Origin of the sequence: Actinocrinis sp., from assembly GCF_035946395.1 — a bacterium.
Lineage (GTDB): Bacteria > Actinomycetota > Actinomycetes > Streptomycetales > Catenulisporaceae > Actinocrinis.
The window spans coordinates 21,830-39,898 of record NZ_DASYZI010000420.1; the positions used below are offsets into that span (position 1 = coordinate 21,830).

Annotated in this window: 12 protein-coding genes and 1 pseudogene; 5 read left to right on the top strand and 8 right to left on the bottom strand. The window is 68.7% G+C overall.

Annotated features, from left to right (window positions below; genetic code table 11):
* From VGS97_RS26545 to VGS97_RS26560, 4 genes are all read left to right on the top strand, one after another.
* Positions 1 to 579, top strand: coding sequence for a flavin reductase family protein (locus VGS97_RS26545; RefSeq protein ID WP_326856393.1), 579 nt, complete (start codon positions 1 to 3; stop codon positions 577 to 579).
* A gap of 391 nt (positions 580 to 970) precedes the next feature.
* The gene (locus VGS97_RS26550; protein ID WP_326856394.1) at positions 971 to 2,074 is read left to right on the top strand and encodes an FAD-dependent oxidoreductase; all 1,104 of its coding nucleotides are present in this window, start codon (positions 971 to 973) and stop codon (positions 2,072 to 2,074) included.
* Positions 2,075 to 2,900: 826 nt separating this feature from the next.
* Positions 2,901 to 3,617, top strand: a complete 717-nt coding sequence (locus VGS97_RS26555) for a maleylpyruvate isomerase family mycothiol-dependent enzyme (RefSeq protein ID WP_326856395.1) — start codon at positions 2,901 to 2,903, stop codon at positions 3,615 to 3,617.
* A 1,050-nt stretch (positions 3,618 to 4,667) separates the two neighbouring features.
* Positions 4,668 to 5,384 (top strand): helix-turn-helix transcriptional regulator, encoded by a 717-nt coding sequence (locus VGS97_RS26560; RefSeq protein ID WP_326856404.1) that lies wholly within the window; start codon positions 4,668 to 4,670, stop codon positions 5,382 to 5,384.
* Positions 5,385 to 5,548: 164 nt separating this feature from the next.
* Here VGS97_RS26560 and VGS97_RS26565 read toward each other — a convergent pair whose 3' ends face one another.
* The 7 genes and pseudogenes from VGS97_RS26565 to egtA form a co-directional block, all read right to left on the bottom strand.
* Entirely contained in the window at positions 5,549 to 6,904 is a 1,356-nt protein-coding gene (locus VGS97_RS26565) for a carotenoid oxygenase family protein (RefSeq protein ID WP_326856396.1), read from the bottom strand.
* 462 nt (positions 6,905 to 7,366) lie between these two features.
* Complete coding sequence (locus VGS97_RS26570; protein WP_326856397.1) at positions 7,367 to 8,746, bottom strand: cytochrome P450; 1,380 nt, start codon at positions 8,744 to 8,746, stop codon at positions 7,367 to 7,369.
* Positions 8,743 to 9,729, bottom strand: coding sequence for a DUF1702 family protein (locus VGS97_RS26575; RefSeq protein WP_326856398.1), 987 nt, complete (start codon positions 9,727 to 9,729; stop codon positions 8,743 to 8,745). Before VGS97_RS26575 ends, VGS97_RS26570 begins: the two co-directional genes overlap by 4 nt.
* 188 nt (positions 9,730 to 9,917) lie before the next feature.
* Positions 9,918 to 10,868, bottom strand: a complete 951-nt coding sequence (gene egtD, locus VGS97_RS29690; protein ID WP_349262273.1) for an L-histidine N(alpha)-methyltransferase — start codon at positions 10,866 to 10,868, stop codon at positions 9,918 to 9,920.
* A 180-nt stretch (positions 10,869 to 11,048) separates the two neighbouring features.
* Positions 11,049 to 11,825, bottom strand: a pseudogene (gene egtC, locus VGS97_RS29695) (ergothioneine biosynthesis protein EgtC); the annotation flags it as partial.
* Positions 11,825 to 13,270, bottom strand: a complete 1,446-nt coding sequence (gene egtB, locus VGS97_RS26585) for an ergothioneine biosynthesis protein EgtB (protein ID WP_414641842.1) — start codon at positions 13,268 to 13,270, stop codon at positions 11,825 to 11,827. The gene egtB and the pseudogene egtC, both read right to left, overlap by 1 nt.
* A 10-nt stretch (positions 13,271 to 13,280) precedes the next feature.
* Entirely contained in the window at positions 13,281 to 14,540 is a 1,260-nt protein-coding gene (gene egtA, locus VGS97_RS26590) for an ergothioneine biosynthesis glutamate--cysteine ligase EgtA (RefSeq protein ID WP_326856401.1), read from the bottom strand.
* Positions 14,541 to 15,258: 718 nt separating this feature from the next.
* On the opposite strand from egtA, the gene VGS97_RS26595 reads away from it, so the two are divergent.
* Entirely contained in the window at positions 15,259 to 16,845 is a 1,587-nt protein-coding gene (locus VGS97_RS26595; protein WP_326856402.1) for an MFS transporter, read from the top strand.
* 375 nt (positions 16,846 to 17,220) lie between these two features.
* Here the strand turns inward: VGS97_RS26595 and VGS97_RS26600 are convergent.
* The coding region (locus VGS97_RS26600) for a cation:proton antiporter (protein WP_326856403.1) at positions 17,221 to 18,069 on the bottom strand (849 nt) is incomplete at its 5' end.

Below are 18,069 nucleotides of genomic sequence, written 5' to 3' on the forward strand. Positions count from 1 at the left end.
ATGACCACGACCGATCAGACGTCGTTCGCCGATCCAAGCCCGTTGGTGGAGAAGCTGTCAGCAATCGTTCACGACCGCAACGAACTGCGCGGCGTCCTCGGGAAGTTCGCCACCGGAGTCACCGTGGTGACGGCCGGCAAGGACGTGCCGCGCGGCATGACCGCAAACTCGTTCACCTCGGTGTCGCTGCGGCCCGCGCTGATCCTCGTGTGCGTGATACGGGAAGCCGCCATGCACGAGGTCATCCTCGACTGCGAGTCGTTCGCCGTCTCCATCCTCTCCGCACGACAGGAGGAAGTGGCCAGGCACTTCGCCAACCGCCACCGGCCGCGCGGTGAGGGCGAGTTCGAGGTGGTCGACTCCACCCCGGGCAAGCACACCGGCGCCCCGATCCTCGCGGACGCCCTGGCCTGGCTCGAATGTCGGCTCGCCGCCGTCTACGACGGGGGCGACCACTCGATCTTCCTGGGCGAGGTGCTCGACCTGGGGCACGGCACCGACGAGGACGCGCTGCTGTTCCACGGCGGCAACTTCCACAAACTGGAGGCGGCCGTCGACCGGGAAGGCCTCGTCGCCTGAGTCCTGACAACCGGGTCTGAGAACCGGACCTGACAACCTGCCGTCCATCACTTACGACAATCGCGGCGCGGCTGCCCGGCGGACCTTCTGCCGGGCAGCCCACCCACGAGTGGCGCGAGCCGTTCCCGCGGTCCGAGCGAAAACAAACGGGCGGAGAATCCGCCGCGCACCGGACCGTTGCGGCATTCGCGGTCGATTCAGCCCGTCTTCCGCGCCCGTGTCGTAGCGCAGCCGTAACAATCGGGCGATTTGGAAGTAGCGGCCCTCACCGCGGTCCCGCATAGTTTCTACGACGGTTGCTAAAACGGCTGCGGCCTGGAGAAATCCCGGCTGCGCCAGGCGATACTACCACGCCATCACACCGCGGATTGTCACCGAAAGGGTAAGGAACGTGAGCCGAACTCTGCGGAAAGAATTCACCCGGCACGCCTTGATCATCGGCGCCGGCGTGTCCGGGCTGACCACGGCTCTGGAACTGCGCGAGCGCGGCATGCGTGTCACGGTGATCGCGGAGAAGTTCGCACCGGACATCGTATCCGTGGTCGCCGGCGCATTGTGGGAGTGGCCGCCGGCGGTGTGCGGTTACCACCGCGACCAGGGGTCGCTCGACCGTTCCAAGGAATGGTGCCTGGTCTCGTTCAAGCGGTTCGCCGAGATGGCGGAGCGCTCCGTTCCCGGTGTGTACGTGCGCTCGGCGAACTTCTACTTCAAGGACCCGATCGAGTCCGATCCGGTGAATCTGGACAAGATGCAGGAGATCAGCGCGAACGTCCCGGGATTCGAACGTCACGAGGCGGGTGATCGCACCGATTTCGACCCGGAGTTCGGCGTCGTCGACGGCTACCGGCACCTCGCGCCGATGATCGACACCGACGCCTACATGCGCTGGCTGCTGTCGGAGACGCGCCGCCTGCGCATCGCCGTCGAGCAGCGCCGCATCACCGGCCCGCTGCGCGAGCAGCGCGCCGCGCTCCTTGAGGAGTACGACGCCGACGTCCTGATCTGCTGCGCAGGCCTCGGCAGCGCCGAGCTGGCCGAGACGGACATGTACCCGCTGCGCGGCTCGCTGGTGCGCGTGAAGAACGACGGCACCCGCTTTCCGAAGGTGACCGAGGCGCACTGCATCTCGCAGAGTCCCGAGGAGGGCCGGCAGGACATGGTCTTCATCGTCCCGCGCGGTGAGGACATGCTGATCCTCGGTGGTCTGACCCAGGCCCACGAGTGGGACACCGACCTCGGCCTCGACTACCCCGCGGTGCGCGAGATGTACGAACGCTGCCTCGCGTTCATGCCCGCGCTCGCCGGCGCCGAGATCGACGCGACCGAACCGGTACGCTCCGGGCTGCGCCCCTTCCGGACCGGCAACGTGTGCGTCGAGTACAACGCCGAGGACGGCGTGATCTACAACTACGGCCACGGCGGTTCCGGAGTCACGCTGTCCTGGGGCTGCGCCCAGGACGTCGCGAGCCTGGTATCGGTGGCGACCGGGAGCTAGTCCCAGTCCTCCGGGCGCTGGTTGAACAAGCGAAGGACAATCCGGGGAAATCGGGTATTCCTCGGTGCCGAGTAAGACCGTTGCTCGATGATGAGCCCGGATTGTCCCAGTCTGCGTATCGCTCGCCCGGGTGACGTGCGGAGAACGGAACCAGTGCGGCGGTGCTGGTGGACACCGTGCCGTGAGACGTCCCTTCATCCTATCCACTTCGTCCTGCTCACGTCCGCGCACCTGGCGTGCGTGGACGTTGCCGCGTGGGCAAGGCACCGGGAGCGACGATGCGGAGAGCGGAGCCTCAGACGCTCCTGCTGCGCGCGCCGAGTCGTGAACCGCGGCACAGCCGCAACGTGGTGCAGCCGGCGGCGAGCCGCGCTTCGTACGGATCATGCGACGGTCGCAGCGGACTGCGTACCGCGACGAAGTGCCTGGCATGCCTGGCGCGGTCCTCCACTCGGGCGCACCCTGTGCGGCACCGACGGTTGAACCGTTGCACGGCAGTGTCCTTTCACACCACGAGCCGGTCGGCGACAGGCGCCGATGCACGCTCCATCGTCGTCAGCCTTCGAACAACAGGCTTCTCACAGCGTGCGCAGATGGCGGCTGATCCGCACTCGGGCCGGGCCGGTCGATGCGCGGCCGGGCGTCTCGCGCCGTGGGCGGGCCATACGATGCGGCATGCTGGGAGAAGTACGGGGGCTCCTCATGCGGCAAGCTTTGGGCTGCGGTTGCACGGCATGATGGCGCACACCGTCATGTCTCGGCACAGACACTCAGCACGGACGTTGTGTACGCACTGTCTCGCGCGTGTGACAAGGAGAGTCCCGCAATGGGCAACGGGAGCCGACAGGATGAGGAGCTCGCCATGTGGGAGCGGGCCCCGAGCCATGTCGCGTTCCGCGCCAGCCGCACCAGTATCAGCAGCTTGATTCAGGCTCGTCCGGAGGTGGCGGAGCGGATCGTTCCGGCCTGTCCGGAGTGGACCGTGCGCGATCTGCTCGCGCACGTGGTAGGGAACACTCGGTCGAGTTACCGCGGCGGGCGTTCGCTGCCCCCCATCCACCAGCTCGGTATCAGCGAGCTGCTCGACGAGTGGGAGCTTACGGGGCCGGCGGCGGAACAGACGCTCGCCGACAAGGGCGGATTCAATCGCGACATCCTCGTGATGGATCTGTTCACACACGAACTCGATCTCCGACGGGTCGTCGAGGTGCCCGCGCCCGACGATCATCCCGCGTACCCCACTGCCATGGGGGTCGTCCTCGGCGGCTTCACCGCCTCGATCTTCGCGCGCGGCCTACCCGGCCTGCGGCTGGAGGCGGACGGCGCCCAGTGGACGGCCGGCTGGGGAACGCCGAAAGCAACGGTGCGCGCGCACCGTTTCGACTTGTATCGATCGATCGCCGGCAGGCGGACCCACCAGCAGATCGCCCAACTGTCCTGGAGCGCTCCTGCGGACAGATGGCTGCCTGCGTTCACCTGGGGTCCTTTCAACCCGCCGGTGCAGGCCAGCGAGGATGTGATCGGTATCGACGACTACCGCTGACGCCTGGTCAGGCAGCAACGACCCGGCTTCCCGGCCTGTCGGCGGCTCGTCACGTGAGCCTGCCGGACAGGAGAGCCGGGGAAAAAACGGGCGGGCGAGGTCGGCTGCTGCGTGACAGGGCCCAGCGACGGTTCGGCGGTCAACCGGCGGCCCGCTGGTGCACATTATTTAACAGAGCGTTGATGCCGGCGGCCGGGAAAGCTCCTGTCGTCCGTGCCTACTGAAAAACACTCGAAATATGCGTACTGACTCGTGTGTGCGGCGAGTCTGATGATTGTTCAAATATCACCAGTAGAGGGGAGATGCCGCTCGGCGGTTCGGTGGGCGCTGCGTTGAAATGGCCTGACCTGCGATTTTACCCAGCCATGGTGCGAAACGGGATTCGGCTCCCGGCCGACGCGGTATGCTTGGCCGACAGCGGGATCGACGGGGATTTCGACACCGATTTAATCGCAACCATTGGGTGACCAACTCAGCCGTCCTGGTCAATATTCTACAATTCAGACAAATCTAAACCTGTGATGCTTGAGTAGTGGAGAGTTACATCTGGCATCGAAGTCTGATAGGCTGACACCAGACTGACAAAGACGCTGCTCGGGTTCCAACCGGTCGGTTAGGAGCTCGGGTGGTGTGTTGCGTTTCCCGAATAGCCCCCGCTACTTCACCCGTGGGTGCCCATCGCCATTCGGGCGGCGTTCCGCGAAGTTATCTGGAAAGTCACCGACCGTACAGTGCGCTGGTCTCATCCTGTAGCTGCTGCAGGGTGCCCATACCACGGCGGGCACTGCCCGCTGCCGTCATGTCAACGTTCGAGCTTCGGGAGCGGTGCTGGTTCGACTCGCCGGGTACCCGACCTGGACGCTGGCTGAGCAATAAACGGACGTGTCAGGCGTTCGCCACCGAGGTGACGAACGCGGATTTTTCACGTGCCGTGCACCAGGCGTTTGAAAAGGATCGTTTCGCACAACACAACAAACACTGCATTCGCATTCGAACGGGGAGGGCCGAATGGAGTTCTCGTATGTTGCGGTGGAACGCTCGATAGCCACCATGTGGAACCGCTATGGTGAGCCGCTGTCATTGGCGGAGGTGGCAGAGACCGCGACGTTCAGCAAGTTCTACTTCTCACGGGTATTCAGGTCGGTTACAGGAACCTCACCGGGGCGGTTCCTCACCGCGATCCGGTTGTATCGCGCAAAACAGTTGTTACTCAAAACCTCGCTCAGCGTGACCGACATCGCGTACAAGGTCGGTTACAACAGTCTCGGCACATTCACCAGTCGATTCACCCGCAGCGTGTGCTTCTCGCCGGCGCGCTACCGGTCGTCGTCGCAGGCCGGCATGCCGGCGCTGCCGCCTTTCACGATGTCCGCGTCGCCGCAGCGATGTAGCACCGTCTACGGCAGGATCGAGGTGCCCGAGGTCGATTCGCCGATGCGCGTCTACGTGGGCGCTTTCACCAGCCCCATCGTGGAGGGTCTGCCGGTGGCGTGCGACGTCCTCGATTCGTCGGGTGCGTACGAGCTGCCGGGAGTGCCGGACGGTACCTGGTTCATCCAGGCCGCCGCGGTGGCGATCCGCGACGTCGATCCGCAGCCGTGGAACCGGCGTCCGCTGTTCGTCGGCGCGGGTTCGGTGACGGCCCGGGGCAGCCGGGGCTTCGAGGTCGACCTCAAGCTGCACCCCATGTCGCGGGTCGACCTGCCGATCCTGCTGGCCCTGCCGGAACTTGACAGCCAGAAGCTGCCCGAGCTCGTCCAGGTGTGACGCCCGCCGAGTTCGACGGCTGACCGCAATCGAACAGCAATCGATCAACAGCGCACGCCTCGATCGACACGGCAGTCGATCAGCCCTGAAATTCGATCAGTACGCTGCTTCGACCGGCGCGGCGATCGTCGCCGTGGATCGGGCCGGGCTGGCCGCTCAGTACGTCAGCCCCCCGCGATCCACGTGGCGTGCAAACCGTGCGGCACACGCACGGGCAGCCGCACTGTGGCGGCCGGCGCGCCGGTGAAGTCCGCGGTGTCGAGTACGACCAGGTCGCTGCGGTCGGTGGCCCGGTCGTACACGAGGCTCAGCAGCCAGCCGTCGCCCTCCGGGGCGTCGGCGGCGCGTGGCACGAACACGGCCTCGCCGGTCTCCCGGCCGGGGCCGAATTCGTGTACGTCGGTACGCCGGGCGACCAGGTCGTGGCGCAGCAGCGCCGGGCCGGCGAACATGTCGCCGCCCTGCGGGCGCAGGCCGATGGCGAAGCCGTAGCGGTGCCGCGATCCCTTGAACCGGTCGTCGATCCGGGGGAACTCCTCGACGTGGTCGTCGAGCTGCCGTTCGGTCACCGTGCCGCTGCGCAGGTCGACCGTCCATCGCCACAGCGTGGGCGCCGACTCGCCGGGGCGCAGGGGGTCGAGGTCGAAGACGCGCTCGTGGCGTACGACGTCGATGACGATCGACCGGCTCGTCTCGTAGGCGTTGTAAGGGTGGAACACGAAGCAGGGATCGATGTCCATCCACAGCACGTCGGCGTCCCCGCCCCAGCGCGGCAGGATCCCGAGGCGGGAGCCGTGGCCGTCGTTCCACGCGTAGGGGACGCGTGATCCGGCCGCTGCTGCGGCGGCGCTGAACGTGACGGGGAAGTCGTAGAGCACCGCGTACCTCTCGGTGAGCGAGAACGCGTGCATCATCGACGTGTTCTTCATCGCGATCGGCTCGGCCTTGCGCACCCTGCCGTCCACACCGATCGTCAGGTAGTGGATTTCCGGAAGCTCGTGGTAGTAGGCGATCGCGTGCAGTTCGCCGGTGACCTGGTCGGTCTCGGGGTGGGCGCTGAAACCGGCGGGCAGGGTTCCGTCGAAATCGCTGCGCGCGACGGTCGCCAGGTCACGGCTCAGCTCGGTCGGCAGGACCCCCGCGTCGCCCACCGCGTAGGTGCGGCCCGCGTGCCGGATGATGTTGCCGTTGCAGTTGTCCGACAGCCCGTGCCGCGGTCCCGGGGTCGGCAGTTCGCCGAACGCACGGCTGACCCGGTCGGTGCGCACCCAGCGGTTGCGGTACCACTCGACCCGGCCGCCGCGGATGCGCAGTCCGTGCACCATCGCGTCGCCGGCCAGCACGTTGTGCCGGGCGGGGTCGACCGCGCCGAGCGGATTGGGGCCGATCCGCAGGAAACTGCCATCCAGTTCGGCCGGCAGTTCGCCCAGTATCGGCGGGCTCTGGACCAGGACTTCCTCGGCCACCGGCCGTGAGCCGCCGGTCGGCGCGTGCGCTGTGCCATCCGCATGAGCGTTCATCGCAGGCCCTCGGTCTTATATCGGCGTTATATAATGGCGTTATGGATAGGTGTACCGGTCTTCCAGGATCCTGTCAACCCTTCCGTCAGTGCACTGTGTCAAGCGGGCGGGCGCAGTCGTGCGTATGCGTACATGCAGTATCAGGGCTCTTCGAACGTGGCCGGGGCCGCGGCGCAGGGGCGCGGCGCGTGGCGGCGGGCGAGCCCACAGCCGCACAAAAGGCGCCGGCCGGGTTCGAAGAGCCGGTTCGAAGAGCCATCAGTGTGAAGAGCCACTGTGAAGAGCCAGCGTGAAGAAGCTACTGTGAAGAAGGCGCTGTGAAGAAGGCACTGTGAAGAAACCGCTGCGAAACGCGAATCGGCCGCCGCCACGCGTTGATTGCGTGGCGGCGGCCGATTCGCGAGAGCCGTTCCGGACAGTGCCGCTTGCCCGGTGGGAGGGTGCTGAGGAAGCCGGCCGGATTCAGCCTCTGGAGTGAATGGTCATCGGCAGGCCGTCCTTGATGCGCAGGGCGAGCATCGGCTCGCCGCGGACCTTGTAGCCTGGCACCTTCTTCAGGCGCAGTTCGCGGGCGATCGTGGCGAGCACGATCGTCGCCTCCATCATGCCGAGGTTGTTGCCGACGCAGAAGCGCGGCCCGGCGCCGAACGGGATGTAGGCGTAGCGGTTGCGGCCGCCCGCCTTGTCCGGGTCGAAGCGCTCCGGGTCGAACTTGGTCGGCTGGTCCCAGAAGCCGGGGTGCCGGTGCAGCAGGTACGGGCAGATGAGCACGTCGGCGCCGGCGGGCACGTAGTAGCCGCCGACCTCGTCCTCCTCCAGCGAAATCCGCGGCAGGATCCAGACCGGCGGGAAGAGGCGCATGGTCTCCTCCAGCACCATGTGCGTGTACTTGAACTTGTAAAGGTCCTGGTACGTCAGCGGCTCGCCGCCGCCGAAGGCCTCGACCGCCTCCTCGTGCAGCCGCTCCCAGATCTCGGGCTGCTGGTCGGTGAGGTAGAGCGCCCAGCTCAGCGTGCTGGCGGTGGTCTCGTGCCCGGCGAGCAGCAGGGTGACCAGTTCCTCGCGCATCCGGGTGCTGACGACCTGCTTGTCGGGCTCGTCCTTGAACGACTCGATCAGCCGCGAGATGACGTCGTCGCCGTCCTCGCTGGGGTTCGCGGCGCGGTGCGCTGCGAGCCGGTCGACGATCTCCTGGAGATCCTTTCGGCCCTGGTGGAAGCGCCGCTGGCGGGGCAGCGGCGCCCAGATCGGCACGGAGTTCAGCGTCATCATCTCGAAGACGGCCTGGCTCTGCATCGCGTCGATGGCCGGGCCGATCCGGTCGTACTCGCTCAGATCGGCGTCGATGAGCGTGCGCCCGAGCACGCCGAGGGCCAGCGAGGTCATCTCCTCGCGCACGTCGACCGGCCCCTGGCCCACGTGTGTCCGCAGGCCCGCGACCAGTTTCTCCGCCTCTTCCACGATGGTGTCGAGGTGCCGGGCGAGCCGCCTGGCCTGGAAGACCGGCTGGATCGTCTTACGCTGCTTGCGCCACAGGTCGCCCTCGCTGGTGAGCAGGCCGTCGCCGAGGACCCGGCGGGCGTGGACCAGCCCCATGCCCTTGCGGTAGTTGGCGGCGTTGTCGGCGAGCACGTACCTGGCGTGGTCGGGATGGTTGAACACGTGCATGATCTTCGGGCCCAGCGGCAGGCGGACCGCGTCGCCGTACTCGGCGACGACCCAGTCCATGACCTCAAGCCGGTCGCGCATCATCCTGCGCACCAGGTTCGGCGTCGCCGAGATCGGGGGACGCGGGGGTATCCGCCGCGTCTTGGCCGGGGGCGGCGCGCTGGTCACCGTCATGGGTTCGCTCCCTGCATCGCGGTCACCCCGGCGGAGATGCGCTGCCGCCACAGCTCGAAGATCGGGATGTCGCCTTCGGGCCTGTCGGCCGGGGCCGGGCGGACCTGGCGCTGGAGCACCTGCGCCTGCTCCGGGGTGATGCCGGCCAGGATCCGCGTCGCCAGCGGGGTGTGCTCGGTGACCAGGTTGGTCTCCACCCGGGCGGTGGCCGCGAACACGCTGCCCTGCGCCACCTGCGGCAGGTAGACGCCGGCCCGGCTCGCGAAGGTCCGCAGTTCCTCCTCGCTGACGCTGCCGGCGTAGGACGCCGCCAGGCCCGCGCCGGCGTAGAGGTCGGCGTGCCGCGCCTGCGGGAACTTCCCGATCAGGTCGGCGACCCGGTTGGGCTCGGCGCCGCCGACGAACCACATGGCCCGCCCGATGCCCTGGTCCAGGGCGTTGTTGGTGTACCAGCGCGGCCCCTCGGTCGGCCACGGGAAGTTCTTCTCCTGGTACTGCTGGTGCACGTACTTCTCGGTCTTGAAGAACGCCTGGTGGAAGCCGTAGCCGTCGAGCACCAGCCAGCGCAGCAGCGGGTCGGGGATGGACTTGGTCGCGGCCGCCCAGCGAAACCGCGGCAGCCGGGCCAGCGCCCAGCCGACCCCGACGTAGACCATGTACACGTGGCTCTCGGCGCGGCTGGCGAGGAACTTCTCGACATGCCTGCCGCCGAACATCCCGTCGAGCATCGCGTGGCCCATCCCGGCGCCCTCGTAGGCGAAGCCGCGAAATTGCCTCGGAAGCTGGTCGATGCGCGCTTCCATCTCCGCTATCGAGCGGGATTCGACCGCATACGCATAACCGTCGATAAACATCCCGCCGACGGTTTCCAGGTATTTCCGGGTCTCGGGATTCTTCTCGTAGAAGCCACGCTTCGCGAACGACGCGGATGTCTTGCTCGGTGTGATCAGGCGGCGTCTGATGGCTCGCCAATTGCCCGCCATCGTGCTCTCCTCTCGGTGGCGTGCCCGAACGTAAGGCAATCCAAGTCGGATTGTTGCAGTGCGCGTATTTCGCGCCTACTTCGAGCGTGCCCAGGTGCGCCCGGCGCAGATCAGGGCTCGATCTGCGCCGGGCGCATCGGATCGGCCGGCGCAGTGGAAAAGCCCGCGGCGGCGATGTCAGAGGTTTGTCACACTGCGGCCGGGGCGGCGAGCAGGAGGGCGAAGCCCCCCGCCGCGTCGGTCCACCAGTCGCTCACCCGCAGCCCGGCCCGGGCCAGCTCGGCGGTCAGCGCCTCGCGCTCGAACTTGGTGGAGATCTCGGTGAGCAGTTCCTCGCCGCGCTCGAACTCCAGGGTGAGGTCGAGGCCGCGGACCTTGACGGCCTGCGCGTTGCGGGAACGCAGCCACATCTCGATGCGCTGCTGCCCGGCGTTCCACACGGCCCGGTGCGCGAACGCGTCGGGATCGAAGTCCGCGTCGAGCTCGCGGTTGAGCACCGCGAGCACGTTCTTGTTGAACGCCGCCGTCACGCCCTGGCTGTCGTTGTACGCCCGCCAGAGCACGCCGGCGTCCTTGACCAGGTCCGCGCCGAGCAGGAACGTGTCGCGCTTGGCCATGGCCTTGCGCAGCCCGGTGAAGAAGACGTGGCGCTGCGCGGGGTCGAGGTTGCCGATGGTGCTGCCCAGGAACGCGATCAGCCGCGGGCCGTCGCCCGGCGGCAGGGCTAGTTCGGCCTCGAAGTCGGTCACCGTGGCCGTGACGCGCAGCGCCGGGTAGTCGCGGCACAGCGCCGCGCCCGCCTCGCTCAGCGCGGACGCGCTGACGTCCAGCGGCGCGTATCGGGTCAGCGTGCCGGCTTCGGTGAGCGCGTCGAGCAGCAGGCGCGTCTTGCGCGAGGATCCCGCGCCGAGTTCGACGAGGGTGTCGGCTCGTGTCGCCGCCGCGATCCGCGCGGCGCGCTGCGTGAGGATCTCCTGCTCCGCACGCGTGAGGTAGTACTCGGGCAGCCGGGTGATCTCCTCGAACAGCTCACTGCCGTAAGCGTCGTAGAACCACTTCGGCGGCAGCGAACGCGGCGCCGAGGCCAGGCCGTCGAGCACGTCCTTGCGCAGCTGGACGGTGAAGTAGTCGTCAGGCAGACGGTGTTCGAGTGTGAAGCGGCGTTCGAGCGTGAAGCGGTCGGATGAGGAGGCGGACGGGGACGAGTTCTCGGCGGCCGAGCCGGGGCTTGCCGTGTCCGCGGTGTCGATCTGGGCGGTGTCGATCCGAGCGGTACTGATTCGAGCGGTACTGATTCGAACCGTGTCCAGCGGGCGGATGGAGACGGCTGAGACGTCGCCGTGCAGAAGGCTGTCTTCGGGGACCTCACGCCACTGCGGGCTGTCGTCATCCGGTTCGGACGCCACCACGAGCCGACCCGGCTCGGCGCGGTACCAGAGTGTGTCCCCGTGGCGTGTCGCCGTGACGGTGCGGCCGTCGGTGATCAGGAAATTGAGCCGGGCGTCCGGACGTACCGCGGCGACCAGCCGGACCAACGCCGCGAGAGCCTGCTGCGGAGTTTCACCGCGCCGCAGCCGCGCGTTCACCGCCGCCCACAGCAGCGCCGAGTCGCACAGCGATTCGAGCCCGAGCAACTCGGCCGGGCCGAGGCCCAGGTCGGCCTCGTCGGGCAGCCGCCGCCAGTCGCGCACGGCGCCGTTGTGGCTGAACAGCCACGGCCCGTCACGGAACGGCGCGGCCGCGCCCTCGTCCTGGCTGGTGCCGGCGGTGGCCGAGCGGACCGCGGCGAGTACGGCCCCGCTGCGCACGACTCGGGACAGGTCGGTCAGGTTCGGGTCGGTCCAGATCGGCACCGAGCGCCGGTAGCGTGCGGGGCTCAGCGCGTCGGCGTCCCCGCGTTCGCCGCCGTGTTCGTCAGCCGTCGCGTCGGCAGCCTGCACGATGGGATACCAGCCGACGCCGAAGCCGTCCGCGTTGACTTTCCCGTGGCGCTGGAGCTTTCGCTCCCACGACTGTCGGTAAATGCTGTGCGGCGGCTTGGTCAGCACCTCGGCGAGCGGCACCGGCTTGCCCAGGTAGACAAGGTGACGGCACATCAACGGACTCCTTCGGCGTCGCGGGCGGTGCGGAAACCGCAGAAGATCTGTCGGCGGATCGGGTAGTCCCAGTTGCGGAAGGTGCCACGGCAGGCCACCGGGTCGACCCCGAACGCGCCGCCGCGCAGCACCTTGTACGCCGGGCCGAAGAAGACCTCGGAGTACTCCTTGTACGGGAACGCGGCGAACCCGGGGTACGACCGGAAGTCGCTCGCCGTCCACTCCCACACGTCGCCGATCAGCTGGTGCACGCCGAGCGGCGAGGCGCCGTCCGGATAGGCGCCCACCGGCGCGGGACGCAGGTGCCGCTGCGCGAGGTTGGCGTGGTGCGGCTGCGGGTCCTCGTCACCCCACGGGTAGCGGCGGGAGCGCCCGCCGGCCGGGTCGTACCGGGCGGCCTTCTCCCACTCGGCCTCGGTCGGCAGCCTCCGGCCGGCCCAGCGCGCGTACGCGTCGGCCTCGTACCAGCACACGTGCATCACCGGCTCCTGCGGCGGCACGGGCTCGACCACGCCGAAGCGCCGCCGCAGCCAGCCGCTGCCACTGCCGCCGTCGCCGTCGCCGTCGCGCTGCCAGAACAGCGGCGCCTCCAACCCGGCGCTGCGGCGGTGGTCCCAACCGCCGGCGGTCCACCACCGCGGGTCCTGATAGCCGCCGTCCTCGATGAACTGCCGATAGGCGGCGTTGGTGACGGGAAAGGTGTCCAGCCAGAACGCCGCGACGTCGACGGAGTGCGCGGGCCGCTCGTTGTCCAGCGCCCACGGTTCGGCGGACGTTCCCATGACGAACGGGCCACCGGGGATCAGGACCTCGGGGGGCAGCGTGGTGGGATCGACTGCGGCCGGGGGCGGGGGAGGGGCGTCGAGCACCGCAGGTCCGCTGCGCAGCTGGTGCGTGGCGAGCATGGTCTCGTCGTGCTGCACTTCGTGCTGCGCGGTCATGCCGAACACGAACGCGTCCTCGACCAGCGCGGCGCGGAAGGCGGCGCCGCCCGGCTTGCCCTTGGCCGCCGCCAGCCGCTCCAGGACCGCGTTGTCCAGGACCGCGCCTTCCAGCACTTCGAGCGTTTGCCCGCGCACCTCGGCGATGTAGGCGCGGGCCTGGTCGGGGGAGAGCAGCGGGAGGGCGGGGCGGGTGGCGCGGGGGTGCTGGAAGGCGTCGTACATCGAATCGATGTCCGGCCGGACACCCGGCCGCGCGCCGGCCTCGCGTACGAGCCAGATCTCCTCCTGGTTGCCGATGTGCGCCAGGTCCCACACCAGCGGGGACATCAGGGGGGAGTGCTGGGAGGTCAGGTCCCGCTCGTCCACGCAGCCGGTCAGCGCGAGCGTGCGCTCGCGCGCGGCCAGCAGCGCTTCGCGGGCGCGCCCCCGCAGGTCCGCGGCGGCGGCGCGCGCCTCCGGGGGACTGTCGTCGGCGGAGGTGGCGGGCTTGCTGTTCACGATGTGCCTTCCTTCAGTCGGCCGGCGCCGGCGCGTCGCCGCGCAACGCGTCGAGTTGGTCGTGAGCGGGACATCGGCCTTGTTCGGTGTACTGCTCCAGGAAGCGGCCGACGGCCTCTTGCAGCGGCCGCGGCGCCCCGGACCGGCCGAGTGCGGATGCGGCGGCGGCGAGCGCGGCCCGCGCGGCCTTGCCGATTTCGGGGTCGGCGGGTCCGTACCGTGCGGCCCGCGTCCAGACCGCCTGATCCGGTACGGGGGACGGTCCGTCGCACAGCGGCTCGGTCAGCTCGTATGCGGCTTCGGCGGCGACGGGATCGTCGAACAGCGCGGTCGCCGTGGCGGCGGCGAGCTGCCAGCCGTCGCCGGGCTGCGCGTCGATCATGCGCAGCTCCAGCCAGCCACGCGGCCGGACCGGGGGGAAGAGGGTGGTCAGGTGGTAGTCGAGGTCGTCGACAGTGGGTCGGCGCAGTCCGGGGACTCCGCGCAGCCAGGCGCGGAACGTCAGACCGTGCGGCGCGATCCAGTCGGCGGACTCGGGCCCGCGCACGCACAGCACGTGCGCGTCGAGGGCGTAGCGCACCCACGCGGCGCGCGGGTCATCGTCGTGCTGCGGTGCGTTGGTGCGGCCGGGTTCGATCCGGGACCAGACGGCCTGCCTGGTGGAACACCAGCCGGTAGCCGTTCCGCGATGGATCGGGGAATTGGCGAACGCCGCCACGAGCACCGGGCCGAGCCGGTGCGAGAGCTCCCAGCGGCGGCGATAGCCGGACGTGCCGGGTGAATCGTCCCCCGCGTCGAGATTGATCTGGAGAGCGGCCGTGCTGCGCATCATGACCCGGCCCCACGGGCCGATGTGGTCGAAGTGCGCCTCCATCGCGCGGTAACGCGGATGGTTGAGCACGCGCTGCGGATCGTGCAACGGTTCGAGGCCGTTGCCGACCATGACGAGACCGGATTCGCCGAGGACCCGGCGCATCGCCGCGAGATCGGCGGCGGTTCCGGCCACGCACTCGGTGAGGTTCGCGGCGGGCCGCGAACTCAGTTCTACCTGTCCGCCGGGTTCACGCGTCACCGTGCCGCCGCGCACCAGCCCGCGCGCCGCCAGTTCGGCGACCGCCGCGTCGAGCCGCTCGGGGGCGACCGGCAAGCGCGGGTCGAGGTGGTCGTGGACCAACCATTCGAGCTCCACGCCGACGCGCGCGGGCGGGCCCGTCTTGAAACAGACGCCGTGGACGTGAGCCTCGGCGTCCTCCTCCCGTAGTTCAGCGTCCACTGCGTCCTCTCAAGTCGTGGAAGGGGTCAGCGGTTCGAGATCACATTTCAAGTCACGATACGGGAAAGGCGCAGTGCGGGAAACCTGGATGGTGTAGCGCCGGTGAAGCGCGAACGTCGTCTCCGTGGCGCGGGTGCGGCGGGTGTGTGGTTACCGCCGGGTAGTCACCGCTATTCGGCCGGCTCCGAAGCGCGACCATTCGGACGATTTCCGCGCTCGTCGGACGGCGATGAGGGCATTCGGCGCGGTAGCGTGCCCCAGCTGCGCTTTCGGCGTGATTCGGCTCCGCTTCGCAAACGCGGCCGCGCCCTTTCCATTCGGCCGGCCAAAGCGCATCTTTCACCGAACCGTAAGCACTCGGCAGCAATTTGCGAGAAGCCAGGGCCATGATGCGGCCTCACAATGAGGGGGCTGTGCGTCGCCACCGATCCGGCTCAGGATGATCGGCGGCCCGGCCGTGTTTCACCAGCGGTTCGCACAGTGTCGGAATCGACAAGTATATCAGAGTTATTCAATAAGACGTCTCCGCGGCGTCGGCGTTCGATCCCACGGTGTCGCCTCGGCTCGTGCGCGGCGTCGTGGGCGCATATACGTGTACGGCATTCGGCCTGAATCTGCGTGACCTGAATCTGTTCGTTCATCGCACGGCACTGGAGGGGCTATGGCGAGTACAGCAGCGGCCGCGCGGGCTTCGACCTTCCGAGGGTTCGAACACCCCGTGGCATTCTGGACCGGCGTCACCGCGTGCACCACCGGAGTTGCTCTGCACCTACCGATGTACTTCGGCGCTCGCGACATGCACTACAAGCTTTCCGGCATGGCCCCGGACGCGTCGATGATCGTCGGCATGATCCTGATCTTCATCGGCCTCGGCCTTTCGCTCTACGGCGTCCTGCCCAGGCGCAGCGGTGAGGTGCAGCGCAACGTGGCCCACATCAGGGTCACCGCGCTGGACGACGCCAAGATCCGCACCGAGCACGTGCTCCTGCTGATCGTCATGGCGCTCGCGGTCACGATCGACATCATGAAGCCGACGACGCTCGCGTTCGTCGCGCCGGGAGTCGCGGCGGAGTACGGGCTGCGGTCCCCGGCCAATCCGCACGGGAGCATCCCGGTGTCCTGGCTGCCGCTGATGGGCATCACCGGCACGGTCGTCGGCTCCTGGATGTGGGGCGAGATCGGCGACCGGATCGGGCGGCGCGCCTCGATCCTGTACGCGGGCATCCTCTTCGTGAGCACGTCGATCTGCGGCGCGATGCCCGGCTTCACCTGGAACCTGGTGATGTGCTTCCTGATGGGTGTCGGCGCCGGAGCCATGCTGCCGATCATCTTCGCGCTGGTCGCCGAGACCATACCGGCCCGGCACCGCGGCTGGCTCATGGTGCTGATCGGTGGTGACATCGCCGGGGCCTACGTCATCACCAGCTCGCTGGCCGGTTGGCTGACCCCGACCTACAGCTGGCGCATGCTCTGGCTGATCGGACTGCCGACCGGTCTGGTGCTGATCCTGCTCAACCGGTGGATCCCGGAGTCGCCGCGGTATCTGCTGGCGCGGGGCAGGGACGCCGAGGCCGGGGCGGTGATGGCGCGTTACGGCGCCGTGGCCCAGGTCGTTCCCGAGGAGGAGGCGGCCGCGGAGCAGCAGTTCGCCGCCCGCGCCAGCTACCTGACCCTGATGCGCCGTCCGCTGATCGGGACCAGCCTCGCGCTGACCATCCTCGGCGTCGGCGTCGGCCTGGTCACCTATGGGTTCACGCAGTGGGTGCCGACGAACCTCCAGCACCTGGGCTACTCCGCGGTCGGCTCCGACTACGTCGTGCGCAACGCGGCGCTGCTCGGGCTGCCGCTGACCGTGCTGGTCGCCTGGATGTACGGCACCTTGGGCAGCCGGCGCACGATCATCCTCCTCTCCGGGCTGACGGCGCTGACCCTGCTGGGCTTCGTGTTCACCGGCGGCAGCTATCTCGCCCACCACAAGACGGTGCTCTCGTTGCTGCTGGTTCCGCCGCTCGCGGGGATCAGCGCGATCGTGGCGGTGGTGGCCGGATACGCCGCCGAGGTCTATCCCACCATGGTGCGCTCGCGGGGCACCGGTCTGGCGGCCGGTATGACGAAGGCGGGCGGCGTGCTCATCCTGGCCATCGTCGTGGCCAGCAAGAACGTCCCCTCGATCACCGTGACCGCGCTGATCGGCGCGATTCCGCTGCTGATGGCGGCGGTGGCCTTCGCGTTCGCGGGTCCCGAGACCAAGCAGCGCACGCTGGAGGACATCACCGGCGAGTTGGCCGCCGCGGCGCAGGCGTGACGGCGACGGTCTGACGGTCTCGATTCAGCGGTCTGAAGGCCGACTGCCCGCCCCGCGCACTCGCGCGGTGGCGGGCAGTCGGTTTTCCGGTCAGGTCCGGGGCCGTGGTGCGCAGGGCCGCCGTCGGGAGGCGGTGCGGTGCTTCTGGAGGGGAGGGCAGCACCGCACCGCGATCGGGCCCCGTCTTTCTCATCGCCCTGATGCCACCGTTCTTCGTTCCCCTTCACGGCATCCAGGCGGGGACCTGCGCAAAGCGTTGGCTCGTGTCCCTAATCCTGCGGCTCGCGCGGCAGCGCGACCACTTCCAGATTGCCTGCGGTCACTCCCGGATTGCCGAGTTCGCCGGGCTGCGCCGGTGCTGCGCCGCGGCCGGCGTCAGCGCTGCGTCAGCGGGTCATGGAAGGCGGCCAATTCGAGCCGGCGCAACTCCTCCTCGTCGGTCTCGTCGATGTGCTGGATCGCGCGGCGGATGATCGGCGGCGCCATCAGCGAGGTGGTGATGGCGATCAGGATGATGATGGTGTAGGTGTCCGTGTCCAGCACCTTCAGCCGCAGGCCGACCGTGGCGATGACGATCTGGATGACGCCGCGGGTGTTCATGCCGGCCCCCAGCGCCAGCGCCTCCCAGCGGGGCAGCCTGCTCATCAGCGCGCCCGTGTAGGCGCCGGCGAACTTGCCAGCGACGGCGATGGCCAGCGCCACGATCGCTGAGATCAGGACGACGGGACGGCCCAGCACGCCGAGGTCCACCCGCAGTCCGGCGAGGGCGAAGAAGAACGGCGCGAGGACCGACATCACCACCGCGCGCAGCGGGGCGAGGCGGCTGAGGTCGACCACCCCGGTGGAACGGATCATCATTCCGGCGGTGAACGCGCCGAGCGAGGCCTCAAGACCGGCGGCCTGCGTGGCCGCGGCGCACAGCATGACGATGACCACGACGAGCGCCGTCATCCCCCCGGCGTCGCCGGCCCGGTCAACCCAGCGCAGCACCGGGGTCAACAGGCGCTTTCCGGCGTACGCCGCGAAGAACGCCACGATGGCCAGGTACGTCAGCGACAGCCCGATCGAGCGTCCGCTCACGCCGTTGACGGCCATCGCGGAGACGATCGAGAGGATGAACCAGCCGACGGTGTCGTCGACCACCCCGGTGGCGAGGGTCAGCTGGCCGACGTTGCGGTGGATCAGGTTCATGTCGGACAGCGTCTTCGCGATGACCGGCAGGGC

Excerpts from the sequence above, each read along its gene's own strand:
- VGS97_RS26545 (WP_326856393.1), top strand. The coding sequence starts at position 1 with ATGACCACGACCGATCAGACGTCGTTCGCCGATCCAAGCCCGTTGGTG.
- VGS97_RS26555 (WP_326856395.1), top strand. The coding sequence starts at position 2,901 with ATGGGCAACGGGAGCCGACAGGATGAGGAGCTCGCCATGTGGGAGCGG.
- VGS97_RS26560 (WP_326856404.1), top strand. The coding sequence starts at position 4,668 with ATGTGGAACCGCTATGGTGAGCCGCTGTCATTGGCGGAGGTGGCAGAG.
- VGS97_RS26565 (WP_326856396.1), bottom strand. The coding sequence starts at position 6,904 with ATGAACGCTCATGCGGATGGCACAGCGCACGCGCCGACCGGCGGCTCA.
- VGS97_RS26570 (WP_326856397.1), bottom strand. The coding sequence starts at position 8,746 with ATGACGGTGACCAGCGCGCCGCCCCCGGCCAAGACGCGGCGGATACCC.
- VGS97_RS26575 (WP_326856398.1), bottom strand. The coding sequence starts at position 9,729 with ATGGCGGGCAATTGGCGAGCCATCAGACGCCGCCTGATCACACCGAGC.